Raw genomic sequence first — 22,258 nt, 5'->3', positions numbered from 1 at the left:
CCGCTGACCCGAGAGGAGTTCCCATGGCGCCGTTCGACGTGACCTTGCTGCAGAACACCGCACTGGATGACGCAGCGACGAACGACACGACGTCCACGGTGGGCGAACCGTCGCTCGCCTGGTCGAACAGGGACGTGTACGTCACCGGCAACTGGTTCGCCAGTCGCTCCACGGACGACGGCGCCACCTGGACGCACGTCGACCTCTTCACCACGCTGCCACCCGCAGCCCACGACTCCCTGCCGTGCTGCGACAACGTCGTGCTGCACGACGCCGCCAGAGGCATCTGGATCTGGGTCCTGCAGTACGTCCAGGCCAACAACACCAACGTGTTCCGGCTCGCCGTCTCACGCGACGCGGACTTCTCCTCCGGCGGCTGGTACTGGTGGGACGTCACGCCGGGCGGCCTCGACGGCGGCTGGAGCCAGCTCTGGTTCGACTACCCCGACGCCGCACTCACCGACGAGAACCTCTTCGTCACCTTCAACGTGTTCAACACGAGCGACCAGTGGCAGCGCGCCGTCGTCATGCGCTTCCCGCTGGACACGCTCGCCAGCGCGGACCCGCTGGGCTTCACCTGGTGGTCGACCACCGAGAACGGCTCCCTGCGCCTGACCCAGGGCGCCGGAAGCACGATGTACTGGGCGGACAACCTCACGACCAGCACGCTGCGCCTCTTCTCATGGCCCGACGGTCAGAACAGCATCAGCTGGTGGGACCTCGACGTGACGTCCTGGTCCCCCGCCATCACGTCCACCGCCCCGAACGGCGCCGACTGGCTCGCCCGGTGCGACTCGCGCATCACCGCCGGTGCGGTCGGTGCGGGCGTGATCACCTTCGCGTGGACCGCGGGCGCGCAGAACGCCCGGCCGCACGCCTACTGCCGGGTGGTCCGCATCGACGAGGCCGCCAAGACCGTGACCGATCAGCCCGACCTCTGGAGCAGCACGCGGGCGTGGGCCTACCCGGCCGCGGCGACCAACCGGGACGGCGTCGTGGGGTTCACCGCCTTCTACGGAGGGAACGACCGCAACCCCGGCCACGTCGTCGGCGCACGGGACGACTCCGCCGGCGCGTGGCGGAGCAAGTACACCCGCCTCGGAAGCGACTCCCCCGGTGACGGCAAGTGGGGGGACTACCTCACGTGCCGTCAGCACGACCCGGAGTCGGACACCTGGGTGGCCAGCGGCTACACGCTCGAAGGAGGTCAGGCCCGGACCGACATCGTGCCGCGCGTCGTACGTTTCGCGCTCCAGACGGTCTGAGATGTGACGTGCGACAGGAGCAGCCATGGAGCCCTGGACCATCGTCGTCGTGCTCCTGGCGGTCGCGACGGCGTTCACCGTGTCGGCCGCGGCCGGCTTCGGGGGCAGCCTCATCCTCGTCCCCGCGCTGGCACTGCTGCTGGGGACCAAGGCGGGGGTGACGCTGGCGGCACTCCTGCTCGCCGGGAACAACGTCGTCAAGGTGTTCGCCTACCGCCGGACGCTGCCGATCCGACGCTCCATCCCGGTGGTCCTGCTCATCGCTCTCGGGGCCTTCCTCGGGGCCCGGCTGTTCGTGGCGACCCCGGAGAACGTCGTCACGATCGTGGTGATCGTCACCTTCCTCGTCGCGTTCCTGCTGGAGTCCCTCGAGCTCAAGCGCTCGCGGCGGGTGAGCACGCCGGTCCTCGCGTTCGCCTCCGGGGCCACCTCCGGCTTCGGTGGCACCTCCGGCCCGCTCAAGGGCCTCGCCGTCCGGTCCCTCGACCTGGACCGGCTCCACCTCGTCGGCGCGCTGTCGATCGCCTCCTTGGTGGGCGACGTCACGAAGACGGCGGTGTGGACCGAGGCGACGCTGCTCGGGCGGGCCGAGTACCTGACGGCGCTCGTCTGCGTGCCCCTGATGTTTGTGGCGACGTTCCTCGGGCGGCGTCTCAACAGCGTGGTCGGGGAACGGGGTTTCACCCGACTGTTCTGGGCCGTGATGGTCGGCTACACGGGGAGGTTGGTCGCCGGCTTCTAGGCCGCCAGTGACCGGCGGCTCATGTCATCACCTTGGAGGCAGCGATGGACCCGACGCAGATCTTCACGGACGAGGACGTCAAGCAGGAGTTCCTCGACCGGTTCACCGAGCTCAGGGAGCACGCACCCACCGGCGGGCTGGAGGGCCTCGACGGCGGGGTCGACGTCGACAGGGCCGCCGAGGTGGCCGAGAGCATGGCGGAGGGCCGGTACCAGCCCGGCAGCGACCGGGGGCTGGAGGCCATCATCGAGCGCTTCAGCCGGCCGGTGTACCTCGTCCAGGACTCCACGTTCACCGTCCCGCCGGACCAGTTCCCCGACTCCGAGGTCATCGGCCACAAGCTCGAGGGTGCCCGCACGGTGCTCGAGACGACGATCCCGAGCGTCGGCCGCATCGACGTGCGCAACCACCGCCTCGACTGGGTGGGGACGGGATGGGTCGTGGGGCCGGACCTCGTCGTCACCAACCGTCACGTGGCGGCGGAGTTCGCCCACCGCGACGACGGCGGCTTCGCGTTCCGGCGCAACCTCGACGGGACGACCGTCGCGGCCACGCTGGACTGGCGCCACGAGCTCGGCCGCGGCGAGGAGTCGCGCTTCGGCGTCAAGGAGGTGGTGTGGATCGAGCCGGACGACTCGGTCGACGTGGCCGTCCTGCGGATCAAGACCGAGGGCGAGAACCACGAGCCGGTCCCTCCACCGATCGCGTTGATGACGGAGGAGGAGGTCCAGACGGTCCTGCCCGGCGCGTGGGTCGCCGTCATCGGCTACCCGGCGTTCGACAGCCGCAACGACGTCGCGGACCAGCAGCGCATCTTCGACGGCCACTTCAACGTCAAGCGCCTCGCCCCGGGCCAGGTGACCTTCTTCGGGAACCTGCCGGTGCTGCACCACGACGCGACCACCCTGGGAGGCAACTCCGGGTCGGTGGTCTTCGACCTGGACCGCGGCAAGGCCGCGGCCCTGCACTTCGGTGGGATCCAGGGCCAGCGCAACGAGGCCGTCACCGCGGCACGCGTCGCTCGGATCCTCACCGACCACGCGGGGTGGAGCGGCCCATGACCTTCCCGGCCTGGTGGCAGGACCCGGAGACGGACTGGCGTGCCGCGGAGCCGTCCCGGGTCGTGGACGTGCTGACCTACGCCTACCCCCGGCTGGACGACGTGCAACGGACCGCTTCCGCCGTCGGGCTCGACGACGCGGCTCCCCCCGACCTCCCGGTGCGGGAGGCGTGGACCACCGTCCTCGGCGCCGCGTCGGCCCGTGGGCGGGTGCTCGACCTCGCCGCCCACGTCCTTCACGACGCCAGGGTGGCCCCGTTCCACGCCCCGTTCCGCCTGCTGCTCGGGGACCTGGTCGACAAGGTCAACCTGCGCATGGTCACCTATTTCGGGCTCCCGCCCGAGCCGACCGACGGTCCCGACACCGTGCTGGAGAGCCTGCGCCGTGCGACGTCGGACGACGACGGCCCGGGCCGGCTGCAGGCCGTCGTGTCCGGCGCGCAGGGCATGCCCCATCTCCGCACCCAGATCCAGGCCGAGCTGGACCTCCTGCACCGCACCGCGATGATCGAGATCGCCGGCGTACCGGCGGGGACCGGGTTCCTCGTCGGTGAGACGCTCCTGCTCACGGCCGCGCACGTGTTCGACCGGCGCCGCTGGCCGCCGGACCCGGTCCCGCACGCGACCGCGGTCTTCGACTACGACTTCGCGGGGCGCAGCTACGCCGAGTCCGGTACCCGGGTCGACGTCGTCGAGCTCGTCACGGGACTGCTGCCGACGGAGTCCGAGGCTGCCGGCACGGTCGGTGCCGACTGGGACGCCCCCGACGACCGGCTCGACTTCGCCCTCGTGCGGCTGGCGAGCCCGGTCCCGAACCCGCCCCGGCTCCCCCAGGAGCCGCGCGGGTACTACGCGCTGCGCCAGGAGGACTACAACTACGCGGCCACCGACGAGTACCTCATCGCCCAGCACGCCGCAGGCGACTACCTGCACTCCACGCGGATCGGATCCCCCCGGGTGAGCAAGCGCAAGACGCGCATGCGGTACGGCGGGAACACGCTGCCGGGTGCCTCCGGATCGGCCATCATCGACCCGCGTGGCCGGCTCGTCGGGCTCCACCACTACGGGGGCGACTGGAACCAGGGGGTGCCGATCGCGGCCATCGCCGGCCGGTTGCTGGCCGGTGACCATGCCGGGCTGTTCCACGAGGGAGCGCCGACCGGTCCCAGTGCCGCCACGCTCGAGGTCGACCCGTTCGGCACGACGGCCATCATGAGCCTGCCGTTCGTCAACCGCCGGAACCTGCGCTCCACCGTCCGCCGGATGGCCGAGGGCGATGCACGACGCACCCTGGCCGTGGTGGGGGCCAGCAGGGGCGCAGGGGTCTCGCACTCCTACACCTTCACGGCGCACGTGGCCAAGCACGCGCTCGCCTGCCCGTCGCTCCGCGCCGCCGCCCCCAGGGGGATCGAGGCGCTGAGGATCGACCTCCGGCTGTACATCGGCAAGGTCGACGGGGACCGCATCCGGACGGAGATCGGGCTCAAGCTGCTCAAGGCGCTGCGGGTCATCGCCCCGACCGACACCGACGCCCAGGCCGCCCGCGAGACGCTGACGCTCGTCGACGCCGTCGAGGCGCGCCTGCGGGCCTCCACCGAGCAGTGGTGGATCTTCTTCGACAGCGTCGACAACGTGCTCACCGTGAAGCAGGGGCAGGTCGACGAGCTGATCCACGCCCTCATCACCCTCGCCGGCGATGAACAGGTGCCCCTCCGGGTCGTCGTCGCGGGGCGCGAGGCGGAGGCCTTCATGCAGGAGCACGCCCCGTGGACGGAACGCGACGACGCCGTGGGCCTCACGCGCACCGACGTCGACGGTTGGCTGCGGGACCGGGCCAGGGACGAGAGAAGGACGGTCGACGAGGCGTCCCTCACCGTCCAGCTCGACAAGCTGTTCCCTCCGGGACCGCTGCCCGACCCCCAGCAGGTGGCCCTGCGGCTGCCGGCGATCCTCCCGGAGGTGCTCGCGACGTGAGCGACCTCGCGAACCCCGCGGCGCTCCTCGCCGAGGCGCAGCAGCGCGAGGAGCTGGCCCGGCTGCCGGTCGTCGAGCAGCTGGCAGTCCTCGGGCCCTTCAGCCCGTCGCTGGTGCCGGAGCTCGCCGGCCCCGACACCGGCGACACGGCCGGGTCGCCGGTGGTGCAGCTGCTCTGCCAGCAGCTGCCCTCGGGCGACGCGGTGCTCGCGGACCGGCCACGGATCGAGGCCCTCACCCGGATCCTCGAGCGCGGGGGCCGGTCCGAGCTCGCCCGCGTGCGGCGCTCCGTCCGGGCGTCGACGAACGGGCCGCTCCAGCGGATGCTCGACGCGTTCGTGCTCGGCCACGGGCCGCCCGTGGAGGAGCGGACCGAGGACGAGCTCGTCGCGTCCCTGGAGGTCTGGCGCTGGGCCACCGAGGCTGCCGCCCGCGCCCGGCAGACCGGCGGGGTGCACATCGAGCCCGGCAGGGACGCCATCGAGAGCCGGCTCGCGCTGCTGGACGTCACGCGTGCCGTCCGGCGGCTCGCCGCGGCGGGCTGCGTCGGCCGTGAGGCCGAGCTCGCCCGGCTGCACGAGTACCGGCGTCCGCGCCAGGCTCCCGCACCACTGTGGGACGACCCGCCGCTCGTCCTGTTCGGGATCGGCGGCGTGGGCAAGTCCACGCTGGTGGCGCGCTTCGTCATGGACCTGTACGAGAGGCAGTCCCCCGACGCCGGGGTGTGGGCCTACCTCGACCTGGACCGACCGACCGTGGCCTCCGGCGAGCCGGCGGTCATCCTCACCGACATCATGCGCCAGGTGGCCGCCCAGCGCGTCGACCAGCGACGCCGGCTCGCGCGGACGGCCGACGTCAAGCGTCGGCGCCAGAAGGGAGCCGGCCTGGAGGGGATGGACACCGCGCTCTCCTGGCAGGAGCTGGCGACCGAGCTCGTCGGCGAGATGCGGCGGATCGCGGACGGCGCGCTCGTCGTCGTGCTGGACACCTTCGAGCAGCTCGAGGTGCTCGACAAGGCGCATCCCAGGACGGACGGGCCCACGCGTGCGCGCGAGCTCCGCGACCTGTTCGCCATGCTGGCCGCGGAGCTCCCCGGGTTCCGCCTCATCGTGTCCGGGCGGGCTCCGGCGGAGGTCTTCCTCGACCCCGACCGCCCCGACCGCCGCCTCCACCTGCGCGCGCTCGAGGGCGACACCGCGGTCACGCTCGTCCGCCACCTGGTGACGGCCGAGGCAGCGCGACTGGGGCGGCCTCCGGTCGAGGTCGAGGACGACCTCGCGCGCGAGGTCGTCTCCATGGTCGGCGGCATCCCGCTGACGGTCCGGCTCGCCGCCCGGGTGCTGGCCCACGACGGCGTCGAGGCCATCACCGACGCCAGCACGCGCGCGCGAACCCTCGACCACCTGCGCTCGGAGTTCGTCCGCGGGTTCCTCTACCAGCGCGTGCTGGGCCACATCACCGCACGGCCGCCGGTGCAGACCGAGGACCTGCGCCGCCTCGCACGGGCGAGCATGGTGCTTCGCCACCTCACCGTCGAGCTCGTCGAACGCGTGCTGATGCCTGCGCTCTCCCCGCCACCGGCGTCCACGGCGACGGACCTCTTCGGGCAGCTCTCCACGGAGGTGGCACTCGCGGAGACGGCCGACGGCATGCTGCGGGTGCGTGAGGAGCTGCGTGTCCCCGCCCTGGCCGCGTTGCGGCTCGAGGACGCCGCCCTCGTCCGTACGGTCCACGAGCGTGCCGTCGAGTTCTACGGCGGTCAGCACGACGACGCCGCCGCGGTCGAGCTCGCCTACCACCGCCTCGCGCTCGGAGCGTCACCGGCGTCGGTCGACGACCAGACGCTGCACCGGCTGGACCTGACGGCGGACGACCTGCCACCGTCGACCGCCGCGAGGCTGGGCGTCAGGGCGCGTGAGCCCGCCGCCGCGGCGGCGGACCGTGACCTGGAGACGTGGGAGGGCCACGTGCTCCAGGTCGCCGACGCCGCGCTGCGCGAGGGGCGCCTGGCCGAGGCACGCCGGCTGCTCGACCAGCGACCGGACCGTACGCCGGGGACAGTCCTGCACCGGGTCGCCTCGCGCCTCGCGCAGGCCGAGCACGACCTGACCGGCGCGACGACGGCCGCCCGGATGGACGTGGAGGCGGCTCGCGCAGCCGCCGACGCCCCCCGGTTCGCCGCCGCGGCCGTCCGGCTCGCAGGCCTCCACGAGATGCAGGGCGCGGCCGCGGCAGCGGAGGACAGCCTCCGGCTGGCGGGCGAGGACGACCTCCTCGCCGGACACCCGCTCCTGCGGCTGGAGCTCCTCCTCAACCGCATCAACCTGCGCGAACGCACCGGGCTGACGGACGGGCACGCGCAGTGGCTGCTCGGACTCGAGGCGCGGTCACTCATGCAGCGCAGCCCCACGCGCGAGCTCGCCTCGAGCACGGCGCTCGCCCGCCTGCTCGCGGCCGCGTTCGGCCGAGAGGAGCCCGCGCGACTCCGGGAGGCCGTCCGGCGGGTGGGGATGGGGCACGAGGACGATCTGGTCCGCGTCGGGCGGCTGGCCGAGGCGTTCGCCGTCTGGGACATGTCCCTGGACCCGCCCGGCGTGCTCGCCCGGGGCTCGGGGCTCCGGCTGGAGAGCGAGTCCCCGGACGCCGTCCGGCGGGCGTGGTCGGTCCTGGCGGGCCTGGGAACGGACGCCGGAACCCTCATCGATCGCGTGTGGAGCCAGGCGAGCCCACCGCTGGAGGTCCGCGAACGCTTGCGCGAGATCTACCTCTGGTGGGCAGTCGTCCCGGCCGTCGCGGCCCACGCCCGTCCGAGCGAGGTCGGACACCTGGAGCACGACGCACCGCTCGACTGGTCGCAGCCGCAGGTCCTGCGCCTCGAGGAGCTGCTCATCACCGCATACCCGACGAGCACCGAGCTGCTCTCGGTCGCCTCACAGGCCGGCCTCGACCTCGAGTCGATGAGCTGGGCCAGCTCGACGCGGCGGATCACCAGGGAGATGCTCGGTCTGGCGAGCAGGGAGGGCAGCCTGGAGGCTCTCCTCGTCGCCGTGCTCACCGATCCGTCGGCCGGCTCCGTGCAGCCGGCGCTCCGCGCACTCATGGGCGAGCGGTGGCTGGTGGAGCGCGGCCTGTGAGCACGTGGCCGCGTCCTGCTCAGCCGAGCAGGACGACGTAGGAGTCGACCTGGGCGATGAGTCCGTCCCGGAACGTGAACAGGTCGCTGTAGGCGAACGCGAACGGCCCGTTCGCGCGGTGGCGGCCGCCGCCCGTTCCCGTCACGACGACGACGTCGCCCGCCTCGAGCACCCGTTCCACGGTGAGTTCGGGGCTCCCCTGGAAGGCGGGGTTCTCGATCTCGTCGTCGAACTCGGTCGTCCCGCGGGTGGTGCGCAGTCCGTGGATGTGCCACACGACGTCGTCGGTGAGGCAGGCGAGGATCGCCTCGTGGTCGCTGCGCCCGAAGCCCTCCAGGTAGCGCTCGACTGTGCCGTGCTGAGTAATCATGCGCGTCCTTCCCCTCTCTCGTCGTGGAGCGTGTCGACGACGTCCCCGAGCCGGGCGAGGAGCCCGGCGAGTCCGGTGCGCGCCTGCTCGGTCCGGAGCTCTGGCGGCACGCGTCGCTGGTGAACCACCACGGTGGTCCCGGCACCCGCCGGTTCGAGGCGGATCTCGGTCAGCAGGCCGGTGCGTGCTTCGGACAGCACCAGCCGTCGCGGGGGCTCGAGCTCCTTGTGCCGGAAGCGGAGCGGGCGACCGCCGCCGTCGGCGCCCCGTGTCTCCAGCGAGAAGGTCCCGCCGACCCGGAGGTCCACGCGCACCGAGCCCGGCGCGACGGTCGCGTGGTCCCCACCCCAGAACGCGCCGCGCGGGGCATCGCCCCGCCTCACGCGTGAGCGGCGGGTGCGGCAGCTCGGGCGCTTGCTCGCATCAGCGGCCACCTCCACCGGCTCAGGTGGACCGGGCACCACCCGCGGTTGCCTGGGTGAGCCGGCTCAGCAGGTCCGCGCTGCGCTCGTCCGCGGGGAAGAAGGTCTCGATCGCGATCTCGTCGAGAGTCACATCCCGGGGAGCGCCGAACACGGTGAGCGCGTGATGAAGTGACAGGTCACCGCCCTCGGTCATGAGCACGACAGGCATCACCAGGTCGTTGACGGGGAGGGTCTCCGCTTCGTCGCGAGTTACTGGAGTCGGATACGACTCGAGCTCGGCGAGAAGCTCCCTTAGTCCGGCGTCGGCGGTGCGCTCGAGCTGGCGGCGGACCCGTCGCAACGTCGCGGCTCGCCACTGCGCGTAGTTGCGCACGCGGGACGCCATCCCCTCGGGGTGCAGCATGGCGCGAAGCCCATTGACCGGTGGTTTCAGGAACCGCTCACCCAGACCGCCGAGAAGTGCCTGCATCGCCTGGTTCGCCGCGAGCAGGTCCCAGCGAAGGTTGATCGCCATGGCGGGATGCGGCTCGTGCCCGCGCAGGACGGCGTCGACGGCCGACCGGGCGACGCCGAGGTCGGCCAGTGGCCGCTCCGGGTACATCGGGGCGAAGCCTGCGCTCAGGTGAAGGGTGTTCCGCTCGCGCAGCGGCACGTCGAGCTCGTCGCACAGTCGCTCGATCATGTCGCGGCTCGGCGTGGCCCTCGCGGTCTCGATGAAGCTCACGTGGCGCGCTGACACACCTGCGGCCACCGCGAGCTCGAGCTGCGACCGGTGACGACGTTCCCGCCACCGGCGCAGCAGCTCGCCGACCGGTTCCTGCGTGTGGTCCACGGACTCATGATCGTCCGCGTCACGCGCTCGGCTCAACTACCTCTGAGGTAATCGACGCGCCTCGTCACCCTCGGCATGCTCGGTGCCGTGGGGCACCCGGCCTCACGGACGAGCACAGGAGGACGACATGAGTGACACGACCGCACCACACGTGGCGGACACCGTTGCGCGCTATGTGCGCTTCTGGAACACCCCGCCGGAGGAGCAGCGACGCACCGGCAGGGAGATCTTCACCGTCGACTCGACCTACGTCGCACCCGCCGGAGTACTGCGAGGCGTCGAGGCACTGGCCGAGTTCACCGAGCAGTTCGTCGGCAACGTCGGCGACTACGAGTTCCGCGCACGGACCGAGCCCGACATGCATCACCACCGTGCCCGCCTCCCGTGGGAGATCAGGGTCGGCGAGACGTCGTTCGCCGAGGGCACGGACGTGATCTCCATCGGTGACGACGGCCGCATCACCTCCGTGGCCACCTTTGTCGACCGCGCGCCCCGGCCGCCGGCGCACCACGGGCGACCACAGAACCGATGACGGCCCACGCCTTCGAGGCCGAGAACCTCGGCAAGCGCTTCGGGGCGACGACCGCGCTCGCCGGAGTCGACATGGCGGCGCGACCGGGCACCGTCGTCGGCCTGCTGGGACCGAACGGAGCGGGCAAGACCACGGCCGTCCGCATCCTCGCCACACTCCAGCGCCCCGATGCCGGCTCCGCGAGGGTCTGCGGGTACGACGTGGTTCGTGACGCCGCCCGGGTGCGCGAGCTGATCGGCCTGACCGGCCAGTACGCCTCCGTCGACGACGACCTCACCGGACGAGAGAACCTCGTGCTGATCGGCGAGCTGCTCGACCTGCGCCGTCGGGATGCCAACAGCCGAGCGAGCGACCTGCTCGAACGGTTCGACCTCACCGACGTCGCGACCAGGAAGGCGTCCACCTACTCGGGTGGCATGCGACGCCGCCTCGACCTTGCCGCGAGCCTCGTGGGCGACCCACCGGTCATCTGCCTGGACGAGCCGACCACCGGCCTGGACCCGGACAAGCGTGCCGACGTGTGGAGGACCGTCCGATCCATGGCCGAGCGAGGCGGCACGGTGCTGCTCACCACGCAGTACCTGGAGGAGGCCGACACGCTCGCCGACGACATCGTCGTGATCGACCGAGGCGCGGTCATCGCGCACGGCACGGCAGCCGAGCTGAAAGCACTCGTCGGGAGCCAGACCATCGAGGTCCGCCCCACGGACCCGGAGCGAGTCGGTGACGCTGCACGGGTCATCAGCGAGGTTGCCGGCCGCCCGGCCGAGCCGCGTGGCCGAGACATGGTCACCGTCCAGGTGGATGGAGACGGGGAGTTCGCCGAGGCCGTTCGCCGGTTGGAGCGGGCAGGGGTCCGCGTGACAGAGCTCGCTCTGCGCCTTCCCAGCCTTAACGAGGTCTTCTCGGTGCTGACCGGTCACGGGACCGAGCGGAACGACACCGAGGAGGCAGCGTGAACCCACCGTCCGTCAGTGCACCCGAGTCGTCCGCGCGCTCCACCGGTCAGCACGCGCCCCCTGTGCGCCGATTCGCCCTTCTGCGGCACAGCCTCGCGCTCGCTGGACGCAATCTGATCAAGATCAGACGCAACCCGATCAGCATCAGTGACGCCGTCATCGCTCCCGTCATGTTCCTCGTGATCTTCGTCTACATGGTCGGCGGCGCCGTCTCTGGTTCGTCCGACGCCTATCTGCAGCGCACGCTCCCGGCCGTCCTCGTCCTCGCCGCGATCATGGCCGGCATGATCGCTACCGGCGTCAACCTGTCCATCGACATCAAGAAGGGCATCTTCGATCGGTTCCGGAGCCTCCCGATCAGCCGCTCCGCTCCCCTCATCGGGTCGGTCCTGGCCGACGTCGTCCGCTACGTCGTCGCGATCGCGACCGTACTGGCCTTCGGGACCCTCATCGGGTTCCGTGTCCAGACCGACCCGTTCTCGGCTCTCGCAGCCGTCGCCCTCACCGTCGTCTTCGGCATGAGCCTGAGCTGGCTCTGGGTGCTCCTCGGTGTCGTCATCAAGGAGACGGCGGTCGTGCAGTCGATCGTCGCTCTGAGCATCTTTCCGCTGGCCTTCGGGACGGACATGGTCGCTCCCCTCGACACTCTGCCGGGCTGGCTCCAGGCGTGGGCCGACATCAATCCCGTCCAGGCGACCATGGCGGCCTGCCGTGGCCTTCTCGTCGGAGGCGACGCCGGCCACCACGTCGTGACCTCGGTGCTCTGGTCGCTTGGCCTCGTGGTCGTGCTCGCGCCGCTGGCGGTCGCCGCATACCGGCGACGCACCTGAGTCACAGGGCCTGGCGCCCGGCATCTCGCGCATGACGAAGCCCCGGTGAGAAAAACGCTCTCACCAGGGCTTTTGCGTCGGGCTGGCGGGATTTGAACCCACGACCCCCTGACCCCCAGTCAGGTGCGCTACCAAGCTGCGCCACAGCCCGTCCGGCTCGCGAACGAACCTGAACGAGAGTACCGCAGGAAGTCCCCGTGACCGAAACCCACGGGGCCCCTGTGCGTGGCGTCACACCGGTGGTCGACGGGCCCCGTCCGGCTCTCCCAGTGGCTCCGTCCACTGCTAGTGGGCGGCGCCCTGGCCGAGCTGCTCGAGCCGGACCTTCTCGGCCGCCACAACGCCGAGCCCGAGCAGCGCGACGACCATCACGGCCGTCGCCGGCCACGGGGCGAGCCGGTAGAGCCCCACGAGGGTGACCAGGAGCTGGACGAGGAAGGCCCGCCGGATCCACTGGAAGCCGTGGTACCGGTCCTTGCCGAGCAGCGCGAGTGCCCGCACCACGACCGCGACGACGAGCGCGGACGACCCCAGGGCGAGCCACCGCGCCCAGTCCGGTGCGCCGTCGTCGGCGAGGACGACGACGGCGATCCCACCTGCCAGCGCGAGGACGAGGAGCGTCCACGCCACCGCCGTCGTCCACGAACCACGGACGACGCCGGAGAGGAGGCCGCGGACCTTGCGTGCCACGAGCTCGAGCGGGTCGGGGAACTCGCTGTGGTCGTCCGGCACGACGGCGAGCAGCGCCTCGACCTCCGCATCGCCTCGACCTCCGCGGCCCTTTCTCAGCAGGTCCTCGGCGATGGCCCGACGGTGCGGGCTCAGCCCACCGGCCAGGCCCGCGACCGCGTGGTCGGCCGCCGCGGCGAGCTGCTCGCTCGGGTGGGGCGGACGCCGCCCGTGGAGCACGTCGGCGACGATGATGAGCACGACGAGCGTGACGTACATGATCATCGGCGCCGGCTGGAAGAAGTAGTCGTTGTCCTGGGTGAGGAACTTGCCGACCTCGTCGATGAACAGGCCGAAGCCGATCCCGCCGAGGAACGCCGCGGGCGGGCGGATGACCGGGCCGGCGTAGGACAGCACCAGGACCATCGCGACGGCCATGAACAGCCCACCCCACAGCACGTGCGCGACGTGCAGCGTCTCCCCGCCGATCTGCGGGAAGCCGGTGAGCTGGAGGTAGCCGCGGGTGACGACGATCGTGGCGACGGTCGTGAGGACGAAGCCCAGGACGTGCTCGCTGCCCCGCGGGTCGCGGGGCAGTCCCCAGCGCAGCAGGACGTGGCGGCGCGCGACGCCCTCCTCCATCAGCGGCGGCGCTTCTCGCGTACCCGGACGCTGATCTCGATCGGCGTGCCCGCGAAGCCGAAGGCCTCACGCAGCTTGCGCTCGATGAATCGCCGGTAGCCGTGCTCGATGAACCCGGTCGCGAAGATGACGAACCGCGGCGGACGGTTGTCGGCCTGCGTGGCGAACAGGATCCGCGGCTGCTTGCCGCCGCGCACCGGGTGCGGGTTGGCGGCGGTGAGCTCACCGAGGAACGCGTTGAGCCGTCCGGTGGAGATCCGCTTGTCCCAGCTCTCCAGGGAGGTGTCCAGCGCCTTGACCAGGCGGTCGACGTGCCAGCGGGTCTTGGCCGAGACGTTGACGCGCGGGGCCCACTGGATCTGGACGAGGTCCTTGTCCACCGAACGTTCGAGGAGGAAACGCTTGTCCTCGTCCATGAGGTCCCACTTGTTGTAGGCGAGGACCAGCGCACGCCCGGCGTCGACCACCTGCTGGATGACACGGGTGTCCTGCTCGGTCAGCGGGACCGAGGAGTCGAGGAGCACGACGGCGACCTCCGCCTTCTCCAGCGCTGCCTGCGTGCGCAGCGAGGCGTAGAAGTCCGCGCCCTTCGTCTGGTGCACCCGACGGCGGATCCCGGCGGTGTCGACGAACCACCACGGCCGGTCCCCGAGGAGGACGAGCTCGTCGACCGGGTCGCGCGTGGTCCCGGCGACGTCGTCGACGACGACCCGGTCCTGGCCGGCGATCGCGTTGAGGAGGCTGGACTTGCCGACGTTCGGGCGACCCACGAGCGCCACGCGACGCGGTCCACCCTCCGGGAGCGGCGAGGCGACCGTGGACACCTCGGGCAGCACCGCCATCGCGGCGTCGAGGACGTCACCCGAGCCACGGCCGTGCAGCGCCGAGACGGGCCACGGCTGTCCGAGGCCGAGTGACCACAGCGCGGACGCATCCGCCTCCTGCATCTGGGAGTCGACCTTGTTCGCGACGAGGACCACCGGCTTGCCGGACTTCCTCAGCAGCCGGACGACCTGCTCGTCGGTGCTCGTGGGGCCGACGGTGGCGTCGACGATGAACATGACGGCGTCGGCCATCGCGATGGCGATCTCGGCCTGGTCCGCCACCCGCGCGTGCATGCCGGCGGCGTCGTGCTCCCACCCGCCGGTGTCGACGAGCATGAAGCGGCGCCCCGCCCACTCCGCGGGGTAGCTCACGCGGTCACGGGTGACGCCCGGGACGTCCTGGACGACGGCCTCCCGGCGCCCGAGCACGCGGTTGACGAAGGTCGACTTGCCGACGTTCGGGCGCCCGACGACGGCGAGCACCGGCAGCGGGCCCTGCTGGGCCTCGGCCTCGGCCGGCTCGTCGGCGGCCGCGAGGAGCGCGGCGTCGTCCTCGTCGAGGACGTAGCCCTCCAGCCCGGCGCGGAGGGCCGCGGCGCGCTGCTCGTCGTCGGCGGGCATGGGGAGGTCTTCGGAGTCGGTCACGCGGGCCATTGTCCACTGCCGCGGCACCTCGACGCGAACGGCGTGTCCCACCCCCCCCGCCACCCCCACCTCGCGCCGACAGCGGAGTTGTTGCAGCGCGCGCCCCCACCCGCCTGGCGCCGACAGGGAGTTGTTGCAGCGCAGCCCGCCACCTCGCGCCGACAGCGGAGTTGTTGCAGCGCACGCCCACCACCTCACGCCGACAGCGGAGTTGTTGCAGCGCACGCGGTGTCCGACCGCTGACCGCTGGTAGCGAGCCTGACGAGGACGTGGCTCAGCCGAGGCCCGCGTCGTGCACGCAGAGGGCGATCTGGACGCGGTTGGTGACCTCGAGCTTGGTGAAGAGCCGGCCGACGTGCGTCTTGACCGTCGCCATCCCCATGTACAGCTCGGCGGCGATCTCGCTGTTCGACAGCCCGCGCCCGATCGCGACGGCGACCTCCCGCTCCCGTTCGGTCAGCCGCTCTATCCGCTGCCGCGCGGAGCGTTCCCGGGAGTCGTCCCCACCACGCGTCGCCGCTGTGATGACCTGGGCGGTGACGCTGGGCGAGAGCATCGGCTCACCACGCGCCACCCGCACGACCCCGGCGACGAGGTCCTCGGGGGGCGTGTCCTTGAGGAGGAAGCCGGCCGCACCATGCCGCAGCGCGGTGAGCACCATCTCGTCGGTGTCGAACGTGGTGAGCACGATGACCCGCGCCGTCGAGCGCCCCTCGACGAGACGACGGGTCGCCGTCAGACCGTCGAGCACGGGCATGCGGATGTCCATGAGCACGACGTCGGGCCGTTCCCGCTCGACGACGGCCAGACCCTCGCGTCCGTCGGCCGCCTCCCCCACGACCTCGACGCCGTCGCTCCCACCCAGGATGAGGCGCAGGCCGGCGCGGACCAGACCGTCGTCGTCGACCACCACCACCCGGACTGCTGGCGCCGTCACTCGTCCTCCTCCCACGGGAGCCAGGCTCGCACGGTGAACGAACCGTCCGGACCCGGGAGGTGCTCGAGCGCTCCCCCGGCGAGCCCGACCCGCTCGGCGAGCCCGACGAGACCGAGCCCTGCTCCCGGCGTGCCCTGCGCGGACGCGACGTCGCGGCGCGGGGGGCCGTTCTCCACCTCGACCGTGAGCAGGCCACCGGGACCACCGGCGAGGCGGACGACGACGTCGCTGCCCGGCGCGTGCTTGCACGTGTTGGTCAGGGCTTCCTGGACCACCCGGTAGGCGGTGCGGGACACCGTCGCCGGGACCGTCGCGAGGAGGTGCGGGCCAGGGAGGCCGCTCTGGTCGACCGTGACCGTGACGTGCGTGCGGGCAGCCTCGACGAGCTCGTCCACCTGGACCAGCGTCGGCTGGGGCGGCTCGGCAGCGTCGCCTCCCGCGCCGTCCGCCCGCAGCACCCCGAGTACCTGCCGCAGCTCGGTGAGCGCGAGGTGGGCGCTGCGCTGGATGACACCCGCCGCCTCGGCGGTCTCCTCGGCGGAGAGGTCGGTGCGGTACGCCAGGGCACCGGCGTGCATCGCCACGAGGGAGATCCGGTGCGCGAGGACGTCGTGCATCTCGCGGGCGATGCGCGTCCGCTCGGCCACCCGGGCCGCCTCCGCCTTGAGGGCCTGCTCGCGCTCGGCGGTCTCGGCCCGGACGCGGAGCGTGACGAGCAGCTCGCGGCGCGCACCTACGTAGTAGCCGGTCGCGACGCAGGTGGCGACGATCCCCACCGCCAGACCACCGGAGAGTGCCGCGAAGCCCACCGTGACCGCGTCGTCGACGATGGCCGGACGCCACACCGCCTCGTAGCAGACCGTGGCGGCGACCCACATCCCGACAACGGGCGCCACCCACCGCCACCGGCGCCAGGTCGCGACCGAGACGGCGGCGACTACCGCGGCACCGATGGCGGCCGCTGACACCGCCGTGAACAGGGCGGTGAGGCACGCGGTGAGGACCGGGTGGCGACGGCGCATCGGCAGGAGGGCGAGCCCCACGATCCCGAGCAGCGCGTCGAGGACCAGCGCACCCGCGACCCGCGCCTCCTCGTCCGGCGGGAGGGCGGTGTCGTCCACCGGGAGCATGTCGACACCCACCGCCAGCCACAGCGCCATCGCGATCCCGACGGCGGCGAGGTAGCGCCAGACCCGCGACCAGGGCCGCAGCGGAGGTTGCCCGACCCCGGAGTGCTCCGCCTGCCGTGAGGTCTGGCCCACGTCGCCGGCGCGGACCGGCGGAGCGAGGGGTGGTGCGGCGGGGTACATGGCGACCAGCCTAGAAGTCCGTGGGGCGCCTCCGGTCCGCCCCTGGGCTCGCCGCCGTCCGACCAAAGGTTGACCCGCCCGAGCCCCCGCTCCGATCCTCCGCCTGCCGTCCGCCGGAAGGGTTGTCCCCATGATCACCGCAGAGAACCTCACCCGACGCTACGGCGACCGTGACGTCGTCCAGGACGTCTCCTTCACCGCCCGGCCGGGCCGGGTGACCGGATTCCTGGGCCCGAACGGCGCCGGCAAGTCCACGACCATGCGCATGCTCACCGGCCTCACCACCCCGAGCGCCGGCCGCTCGACCGTCCTGGGGACGGACTTTCGCGAGCTCAGCAACCCGGGGCGGCGGGTCGGGGTACTCCTCGACGCCTCGGCCCAGCACGCCGGACGCACCGGCCGCGAGATCCTTCGCCTCTCCTCGCGCCTCATGGGCCTGCCGTCCCGACGCGTCGACGACGTGCTGGGCACGGTCGGGCTGAGCCCCGCCGAGGCCGGAGCCCGCACCCGTACCTATTCCCTCGGGATGCGGCAGCGGCTGGGGCTGGCCCACGCCCTGCTCGGCGACCCGGAGGTGCTCATCCTCGACGAGCCCGTCAACGGTCTCGACCCGGCCGGCATCCGCTGGATGCGCCACCTGCTCCGGACCTTCGCCGACGACGGCGGGACGGTGCTCCTGTCCTCGCACCTCCTTCGGGAGGTCGAGGCAGTCGCCGACGACCTCGTCATCATCGGCAGCGGCCGCATCCTGGCGCAGGGCAGCGCCGAGGAGCTGCTGGCGACGCCCGGCACCGAGGTGCGGAGCCTCGACGACGGCGTCCTCGCCGCCGCACTCACCGCCCGAGAGCTCGAGGTCGTCCGCACCGGGTCCGGCCTGCGCACGTCCGCCACCGCGGAGGAGGTCGGCCGGGCCGCTCTGGACGCCGGCGTCGTCCTCACCGACCTGCGGCCCTCCGCCGCCACCGGCCTGGAGGACCTGTTCTTCGACACCACCGCCCAGCACGGGCGAGAGGAGATCTCGGCATGACCGCGACCACGCACACCGTTCCCGCCGGCCAGCCCGCCGCGACGAGGACCGCGACTGCCCCCGTGCCGTTCCTGCGCCTGGCAGCTGTCGAGCTCCGTAAGCAGGTGGACACCCGTGCCGGGTTGTGGCTGCTCGCGGTCATCGTGCTGCTCAGCGCCGGCCTCATCGCCCTCGTGCTCTTCACGGCGGACCCCGCGGCCCGTACGTGGCAGGAGCTGACGACTGCGTCGTCCCTGGCCCAGCTGCTCCTGCTCCCCCTCATCGGGATCATGGCCGCGACCGGCGAGTGGTCCCAGCGCACCGCGCTGACGACCTTCACCCTGGAGCCGCGGCGCACGCGGGTCAACGGCGCCAAGCTCGTCTCGGCCCTCGTACTCGGCCTCGTCGTCATGGTGGCGGCGCTCGTCGCCGGCGCCGTGTTCAACGTCGTCGGGCTGCTGTGGCTCGACGGGAACGGCTCGTGGTCGATGGAGTGGTCGGTGCTCGGCGGGATGTTCGCCGCGCTGCTGCTCCTCGTCACCCAGGGGCTCGCCTTCGGCCTCGCGCTGCTGAGCACGCCCGTGGCGATCGTCGCCTACCTGGCGCTGCCCACCGTGTGGACCCTGCTGACGATGCTCGTCTCCTCGCTGCAGGAGCCGGCCCGGTGGCTCAACCTCGACCGCGCCATCGAGCCGCTCATGGCAGGCCAGATGACGGGCACCGCCTGGACTGAGCTGGCGACGTCGGCCTCCGTATGGGTGCTGCTGCCCCTCGCCGTGGGCCTGTGGCGCACTGCCCGCCGCGACGTCGCGTAACCGGCCACAGACCGGGGCGGCCGCGTGGAGGGCGCGGCCGCCCCACCCGACTCTCCCCCAGCCCCCGGCAGCACGCGACACGTGCGCCCGCCACCTCGCCCCCCGCCCCGCCCGCCCCCGCGCCGACAGCGGAGTTGTTTCCAGCAGACCCGCTGCAGCACCCCCTCGCCCTCACCCCCCCCATCGCCGACAGCGGAGTTGTTTCCAACAGACCCGCCTGCAGCACCCCCTCGCCCTCACCTCCCCATCGCCGACAGCGGAGTTGCTTCCAGCAAGCCCGCCCTGCACCGCCCTCCCCGTATCGGCAGTTGATTTGTCGGCACCGGACCTCGGCACCAGCACCGCACCGCGCGGGTCCCTTCCTCGCCGACACCCGAATCGGCTGCAGCAGGACCCCACCTACGCGCGCGCGGCTCTCCCGGGGGCCGTGCACAGACCGCTGCCGGAACTCCCGCACACACCCCGGCCGCCGGCGGAGGTGCGGTGGGAGGTCCGCGACGGCGAGGGCTCACGGCCTCCACGCAACTCCGCTGTCGGCGAGGGTGGGGTGGGAGTCGGGTGAAGCGGCCGTGGGATCGTCGCCTGCGCAACAACTCCGCTGTCGGCGGGGTGGGGTCGTCGCCTGCGCAACAACTCCGCTGTCGGCGGAAGCGGGGATCCTCGCCTGCGCAACAACTCCGCTGTCGGCGGAGGTCAGGGTGGGGGCGGGTCAGTGGGTGGGGAGGGGGACGCCGGTGAGGCGGACGGCGTCCTCGACATGGGCGGCCAGACCCTGGTGGATCCGCTGGATCGCCCGCGTCATCACCTCCCGGTTGCCGCCCTCGCGGCGCTCGGTGTCGATGACGATCGGCTTGCCGAAGACGACGTTGAGCCGGGCCCGTGGCGGCGGCACGTAGCCCACCTTCTTCCCGGTCGGCCGGGTGCCCAGGCACGCGACGGGCACGACGGGCGCGTTGCCGTGGATGGCCAGCCAGGCGACGCCCGCCCGTGTGGACTGCACGTTGCCGCTGCCCCGGTTGCCCTCGGGGAAGATCCCCACGGCCCGACCCTCGGTGAGCATCTGCTGGGCGACGGCCAGCGCCGCGCGGCCGTGCTTGCGGTCCACCGGGATCTGGCCGGCGAGCGTCATGAGGAAGCCGAGCGGCGAGTCCCAGAACTCCTGTTTGATGATGAAGTGCGACCCGCGCGGGATGGCGCCGTGCAGCAGCGGCCCGTCGATCACGCCGGTGTGGTTGGACGCGATGATGACCGGTCCGGTCCGTGGCACGTGCTCGGCGCCGAGCACGGCGGTGTTCCACCACACGTGGTCGAGGAACCAGCCCACCCGCCGTGACCAGACCGGGCCCCAGCGGTGGATGTCCTCGGCGGTGACGCGGGCACCCCGCGAGGGGGTCGCGCTCACAGCGCGCCCCGTCGCGCCCGCTCGACGACGTCGAGCACGAGCTCGACGGTCTGCTCGAGGTCCAGCCGGGAGGAGTCGACCGTCACGACACCGTCGGCGGCGGTGAGGAACGCCGAGACCGTGGAGTCCCGGGCGTCGCGGCCGACGACCTCGGCGCGGGTCGCGGCCAGCGACTCGGCGTCGTCCGTGCCGTGGAGCTCGCGTGCGCGCCGCGCGAGGCGGGCGGACTCGTCCGCGGTGAGGAGCAGACGCACGTCGGCGTCGGGCGCGACGACGGTGGTGATGTCGCGGCCCTCGGCGACGATCCCGCGGCCGTCGCTGAAGCCGCCCGGGCGTCGCTCCGCGGCGATGACGGCGCGCTGCCGCTCCCGCAGCTCGGCACGCACGTCGAGGTTGGTCGCGACCGCGGACACGGCCGCGGAGATCTCGGAGAGCCGGATCTCGGTGGTGATGTCGACGCCGTCGCACACGACCGTCGGGTCCGCGGGGTCGATGCCCATCTCCAGCGGCATCACCGCGACGGCGGCGGTCACCTCGGCGGCGGAGTCGAGGTCGACCCCCCGCCTGCGGCACCACCACGTCGCCGCCCGGTACATCGCACCGGTGTCGAGGTACGCGAGCCCGAGCGCCGCGGCGAGCCGCTTGCTCACCGTCGACTTGCCCGAGCCGGAGGGCCCGTCGATCGCGACCGTCACCGGCGCCGTCATTCCGCCACCACTCTCCATCCACGGTTGGTCAGCTCGTGCTCGAGCGTCGCCGCGGACGACGGCACCACCGCCAGGTGGGCGATGCCGACGCGCGCTCCGGCCGAGTGCTCGAGCGTGAGGTCCTCGATGTTGACGCCGATGTGCCCCACCTCGCCGAACAGCCGGCCGAGCTCGCCGGGCTCGTCGGGGACGAGCACCTGGACGGTCGCGTAGCGCCGGGGCGCACCGCCGTGCTTGCCGGGGATGCGGTCGACGCCCGTGTTGCCGGCGGTCATCACACGGCTCAGCGCCCCGACCGAGCCGGGTGCGAGCGGCCCCTCCGCGGCAGCGCTCTCCAGGCCGGTGATGAGACCGTCGAGGTCCTCCCGCAGCAGGCGCAGCTCGGCCGCGACCGGCCCGGCGTTGCCGACGAGGATCGCGGCCCACAGCCGTGGGTCCGAGGCGGCGATGCGGGTGACGTCCCGCAGTCCCTGCCCCGCGAGCGACAGGGCCCCCTCGGGCGCGTCGACCAGACGGGCAGCGACGAGCGAGGCGGCCAGCTGAGGGACGTGGGAGACGACGGCGACGGCGTCGTCGTGCTCCTGCGGTGCCAGGGTGACCGGGAGGGCACCGAGGTCGAGCGCGACGGCGCGGACCGCTGCGGTGGTCGCGGGGGCGGCGGCGTCGTCGGCGGCAATCACCCAGGGGCGGCCGGCGAACAGGTCGGCGTCCGCTGCCGCCGCGCCCGAGCGCTCGCGGCCCGCCATGGGGTGGGACCCGACGTACCGGGCGCGCTGGGCGCCGTCGGCCGCGGCGGTGACCTCGGCGGCGATGACCGCCTTGACGCTCGCGACGTCGGTGACGACGGCGTCGGGGTGGCGACGCAGGGCGTCGAGGACGACGTCCCCGGCGACGTCGGGCGGCGTGGCGACGACGACGAGCGCGGGCTCGGCGCTGTCGGGGCCCTCGGGCTCGCCGGCTCCGAGGTCGCGGGCCAGCGCGAGCGCCGACGGCGAGGCGTCGGAGAGCTGGACGGCCACGCCGGCGGTGCGCAGTCCCAGGGCGATGCTCGTGCCCAGCAGGCCGGTGCCGACGACCTTGACGGGACCTGTGGTCAGGGGGGCCGCCTGGCTCGTCACGCTCCTGCTTCCTCCTTGGCGAGGGGCCGCCCGGCGCGGCGCCCGGGACAGCCTACCGCC

At 72.7% G+C, this 22,258-nt stretch carries 20 protein-coding genes and 1 tRNA gene; 10 read left to right on the top strand and 11 right to left on the bottom strand.

Annotated elements, in window-relative coordinates:
• Positions 1-23 precede the first annotated feature (23 nt).
• The 5 genes from VR894_RS13280 to VR894_RS13260 are packed head-to-tail and all read left to right on the top strand — an operon-like array spanning position 24 to position 8,175.
• The gene (locus VR894_RS13280; protein WP_324652258.1) at positions 24-1,265 is read left to right on the top strand and encodes a hypothetical protein; all 1,242 of its coding nucleotides are present in this window, start codon (positions 24-26) and stop codon (positions 1,263-1,265) included.
• A gap of 25 nt (positions 1,266-1,290) precedes the next feature.
• Entirely contained in the window at positions 1,291-2,007 is a 717-nt protein-coding gene (locus tag VR894_RS13275; RefSeq protein WP_324652256.1) for a sulfite exporter TauE/SafE family protein, read from the top strand.
• 44 nt (positions 2,008-2,051) lie between these two features.
• Entirely contained in the window at positions 2,052-3,068 is a 1,017-nt protein-coding gene (locus VR894_RS13270) for a serine protease (protein ID WP_324652254.1), read from the top strand.
• Positions 3,065-5,041 carry a serine protease gene (locus VR894_RS13265; RefSeq protein WP_324652251.1) on the top strand — a complete coding sequence of 659 codons (1,977 nt, stop codon included), beginning with the start codon at positions 3,065-3,067 and terminating at the stop codon, positions 5,039-5,041. Before VR894_RS13270 ends, VR894_RS13265 begins: the two co-directional genes overlap by 4 nt.
• Entirely contained in the window at positions 5,038-8,175 is a 3,138-nt protein-coding gene (locus tag VR894_RS13260) for an effector-associated domain EAD1-containing protein (protein ID WP_324652249.1), read from the top strand. Before VR894_RS13265 ends, VR894_RS13260 begins: the two co-directional genes overlap by 4 nt.
• A gap of 19 nt (positions 8,176-8,194) precedes the next feature.
• Here the strand turns inward: VR894_RS13260 and VR894_RS13255 are convergent, their stop codons facing one another.
• The 3 genes from VR894_RS13255 to VR894_RS13245 form a co-directional block, all read right to left on the bottom strand.
• Positions 8,195-8,545 (bottom strand): nuclear transport factor 2 family protein, encoded by a 351-nt coding sequence (locus VR894_RS13255; protein ID WP_324652248.1) that lies wholly within the window; start codon positions 8,543-8,545, stop codon positions 8,195-8,197.
• Entirely contained in the window at positions 8,542-8,928 is a 387-nt protein-coding gene (locus VR894_RS13250; RefSeq protein WP_324652247.1) for an SRPBCC domain-containing protein, read from the bottom strand. Before VR894_RS13250 ends, VR894_RS13255 begins: the two co-directional genes overlap by 4 nt.
• 61 nt (positions 8,929-8,989) lie before the next feature.
• Complete coding sequence (locus tag VR894_RS13245; protein WP_324652246.1) at positions 8,990-9,802, bottom strand: helix-turn-helix domain-containing protein; 813 nt, start codon at positions 9,800-9,802, stop codon at positions 8,990-8,992.
• A gap of 127 nt (positions 9,803-9,929) precedes the next feature.
• Here VR894_RS13245 and VR894_RS13240 point away from each other — a divergent pair, with 127 nt between their 5' ends.
• From VR894_RS13240 to VR894_RS13230, 3 genes are read left to right on the top strand one after another with little or no spacing between them, the layout of a single operon-like run.
• A complete protein-coding gene (locus VR894_RS13240) occupies positions 9,930-10,334 on the top strand; it encodes an isomerase (protein ID WP_324652244.1) in 405 nt (134 codons plus the stop codon).
• Positions 10,331-11,293, top strand: coding sequence for an ATP-binding cassette domain-containing protein (locus VR894_RS13235; RefSeq protein WP_324652243.1), 963 nt, complete (start codon positions 10,331-10,333; stop codon positions 11,291-11,293). The genes VR894_RS13240 and VR894_RS13235 overlap by 4 nt, the downstream gene beginning before the upstream one ends.
• Positions 11,290-12,123 (top strand): ABC transporter permease, encoded by an 834-nt coding sequence (locus tag VR894_RS13230; RefSeq protein WP_324652241.1) that lies wholly within the window; start codon positions 11,290-11,292, stop codon positions 12,121-12,123. The genes VR894_RS13235 and VR894_RS13230 overlap by 4 nt, the downstream gene beginning before the upstream one ends.
• A gap of 77 nt (positions 12,124-12,200) precedes the next feature.
• On the opposite strand, the gene VR894_RS13225 is transcribed toward VR894_RS13230, so the two are convergent.
• From VR894_RS13225 to VR894_RS13205, 5 genes are all read right to left on the bottom strand, one after another.
• Positions 12,201-12,274, bottom strand: a tRNA-Pro gene (locus tag VR894_RS13225).
• Positions 12,275-12,408: 134 nt separating this feature from the next.
• Entirely contained in the window at positions 12,409-13,434 is a 1,026-nt protein-coding gene (locus VR894_RS13220; RefSeq protein ID WP_324652240.1) for a hypothetical protein, read from the bottom strand.
• On the bottom strand, positions 13,434-14,879 hold the full coding sequence (gene der, locus VR894_RS13215) for a ribosome biogenesis GTPase Der (RefSeq protein WP_324652385.1): 1,446 nt from the start codon (positions 14,877-14,879) through the stop codon (positions 13,434-13,436). The genes VR894_RS13220 and der overlap by 1 nt, the downstream gene beginning before the upstream one ends.
• Positions 14,880-15,177: 298 nt before the next feature.
• Positions 15,178-15,840 (bottom strand): response regulator transcription factor, encoded by a 663-nt coding sequence (locus VR894_RS13210; RefSeq protein WP_324652238.1) that lies wholly within the window; start codon positions 15,838-15,840, stop codon positions 15,178-15,180.
• The gene (locus VR894_RS13205) at positions 15,837-17,150 is read right to left on the bottom strand and encodes a sensor histidine kinase (RefSeq protein ID WP_324652236.1); all 1,314 of its coding nucleotides are present in this window, start codon (positions 17,148-17,150) and stop codon (positions 15,837-15,839) included. Before VR894_RS13205 ends, VR894_RS13210 begins: the two co-directional genes overlap by 4 nt.
• Before the next feature lie 130 nt (positions 17,151-17,280).
• Here VR894_RS13205 and VR894_RS13200 point away from each other — a divergent pair, with 130 nt between their 5' ends.
• On the top strand, positions 17,281-18,177 hold the full coding sequence (locus tag VR894_RS13200) for an ATP-binding cassette domain-containing protein (RefSeq protein WP_324652234.1): 897 nt from the start codon (positions 17,281-17,283) through the stop codon (positions 18,175-18,177).
• On the top strand, positions 18,174-18,971 hold the full coding sequence (locus tag VR894_RS13195; RefSeq protein ID WP_324652232.1) for an ABC transporter permease: 798 nt from the start codon (positions 18,174-18,176) through the stop codon (positions 18,969-18,971). Before VR894_RS13200 ends, VR894_RS13195 begins: the two co-directional genes overlap by 4 nt.
• Positions 18,972-19,680: 709 nt before the next feature.
• Here VR894_RS13195 and VR894_RS13190 read toward each other — a convergent pair.
• From VR894_RS13190 to VR894_RS13180, 3 genes are read right to left on the bottom strand one after another with little or no spacing between them, the layout of a single operon-like run.
• Positions 19,681-20,373, bottom strand: coding sequence for a lysophospholipid acyltransferase family protein (locus VR894_RS13190; RefSeq protein ID WP_324652230.1), 693 nt, complete (start codon positions 20,371-20,373; stop codon positions 19,681-19,683).
• A complete protein-coding gene (gene cmk, locus VR894_RS13185; RefSeq protein ID WP_324652228.1) occupies positions 20,370-21,080 on the bottom strand; it encodes a (d)CMP kinase in 711 nt (236 codons plus the stop codon). Before cmk ends, VR894_RS13190 begins: the two co-directional genes overlap by 4 nt.
• Positions 21,077-22,198 carry a prephenate dehydrogenase gene (locus tag VR894_RS13180; RefSeq protein WP_324652227.1) on the bottom strand — a complete coding sequence of 374 codons (1,122 nt, stop codon included), beginning with the start codon at positions 22,196-22,198 and terminating at the stop codon, positions 21,077-21,079. Before VR894_RS13180 ends, cmk begins: the two co-directional genes overlap by 4 nt.
• Between the last annotated feature and the right edge of the window lie 60 nt (positions 22,199-22,258).

This window comes from Georgenia sp. H159, assembly GCF_035607575.1.
Classification (GTDB): domain Bacteria; phylum Actinomycetota; class Actinomycetes; order Actinomycetales; family Actinomycetaceae; genus Oceanitalea.
The sequence above is the reverse complement of the archived record's forward strand: the minus strand, read 5'-3'. Positions and strand labels throughout refer to the sequence as shown.

Coding starts and splice junctions, on each gene's coding strand:
- VR894_RS13280 (WP_324652258.1), top strand. CDS start 24: ATGGCGCCGTTCGACGTGACCTTGCTGCAGAACACCGCACTGGATGAC.
- der (WP_324652385.1), bottom strand. CDS start 14,879: ATGCCCGCCGACGACGAGCAGCGCGCCGCGGCCCTCCGCGCCGGGCTG.
- VR894_RS13240 (WP_324652244.1), top strand. CDS start 9,930: ATGAGTGACACGACCGCACCACACGTGGCGGACACCGTTGCGCGCTAT.
- VR894_RS13200 (WP_324652234.1), top strand. CDS start 17,281: ATGATCACCGCAGAGAACCTCACCCGACGCTACGGCGACCGTGACGTC.
- VR894_RS13220 (WP_324652240.1), bottom strand. CDS start 13,434: ATGGAGGAGGGCGTCGCGCGCCGCCACGTCCTGCTGCGCTGGGGACTG.
- VR894_RS13255 (WP_324652248.1), bottom strand. CDS start 8,545: ATGATTACTCAGCACGGCACAGTCGAGCGCTACCTGGAGGGCTTCGGG.
- VR894_RS13265 (WP_324652251.1), top strand. CDS start 3,065: ATGACCTTCCCGGCCTGGTGGCAGGACCCGGAGACGGACTGGCGTGCC.
- VR894_RS13195 (WP_324652232.1), top strand. CDS start 18,174: ATGACCGCGACCACGCACACCGTTCCCGCCGGCCAGCCCGCCGCGACG.
- VR894_RS13205 (WP_324652236.1), bottom strand. CDS start 17,150: ATGTACCCCGCCGCACCACCCCTCGCTCCGCCGGTCCGCGCCGGCGAC.
- VR894_RS13270 (WP_324652254.1), top strand. CDS start 2,052: ATGGACCCGACGCAGATCTTCACGGACGAGGACGTCAAGCAGGAGTTC.
- VR894_RS13275 (WP_324652256.1), top strand. CDS start 1,291: ATGGAGCCCTGGACCATCGTCGTCGTGCTCCTGGCGGTCGCGACGGCG.
- cmk (WP_324652228.1), bottom strand. CDS start 21,080: ATGACGGCGCCGGTGACGGTCGCGATCGACGGGCCCTCCGGCTCGGGC.
- VR894_RS13235 (WP_324652243.1), top strand. CDS start 10,331: ATGACGGCCCACGCCTTCGAGGCCGAGAACCTCGGCAAGCGCTTCGGG.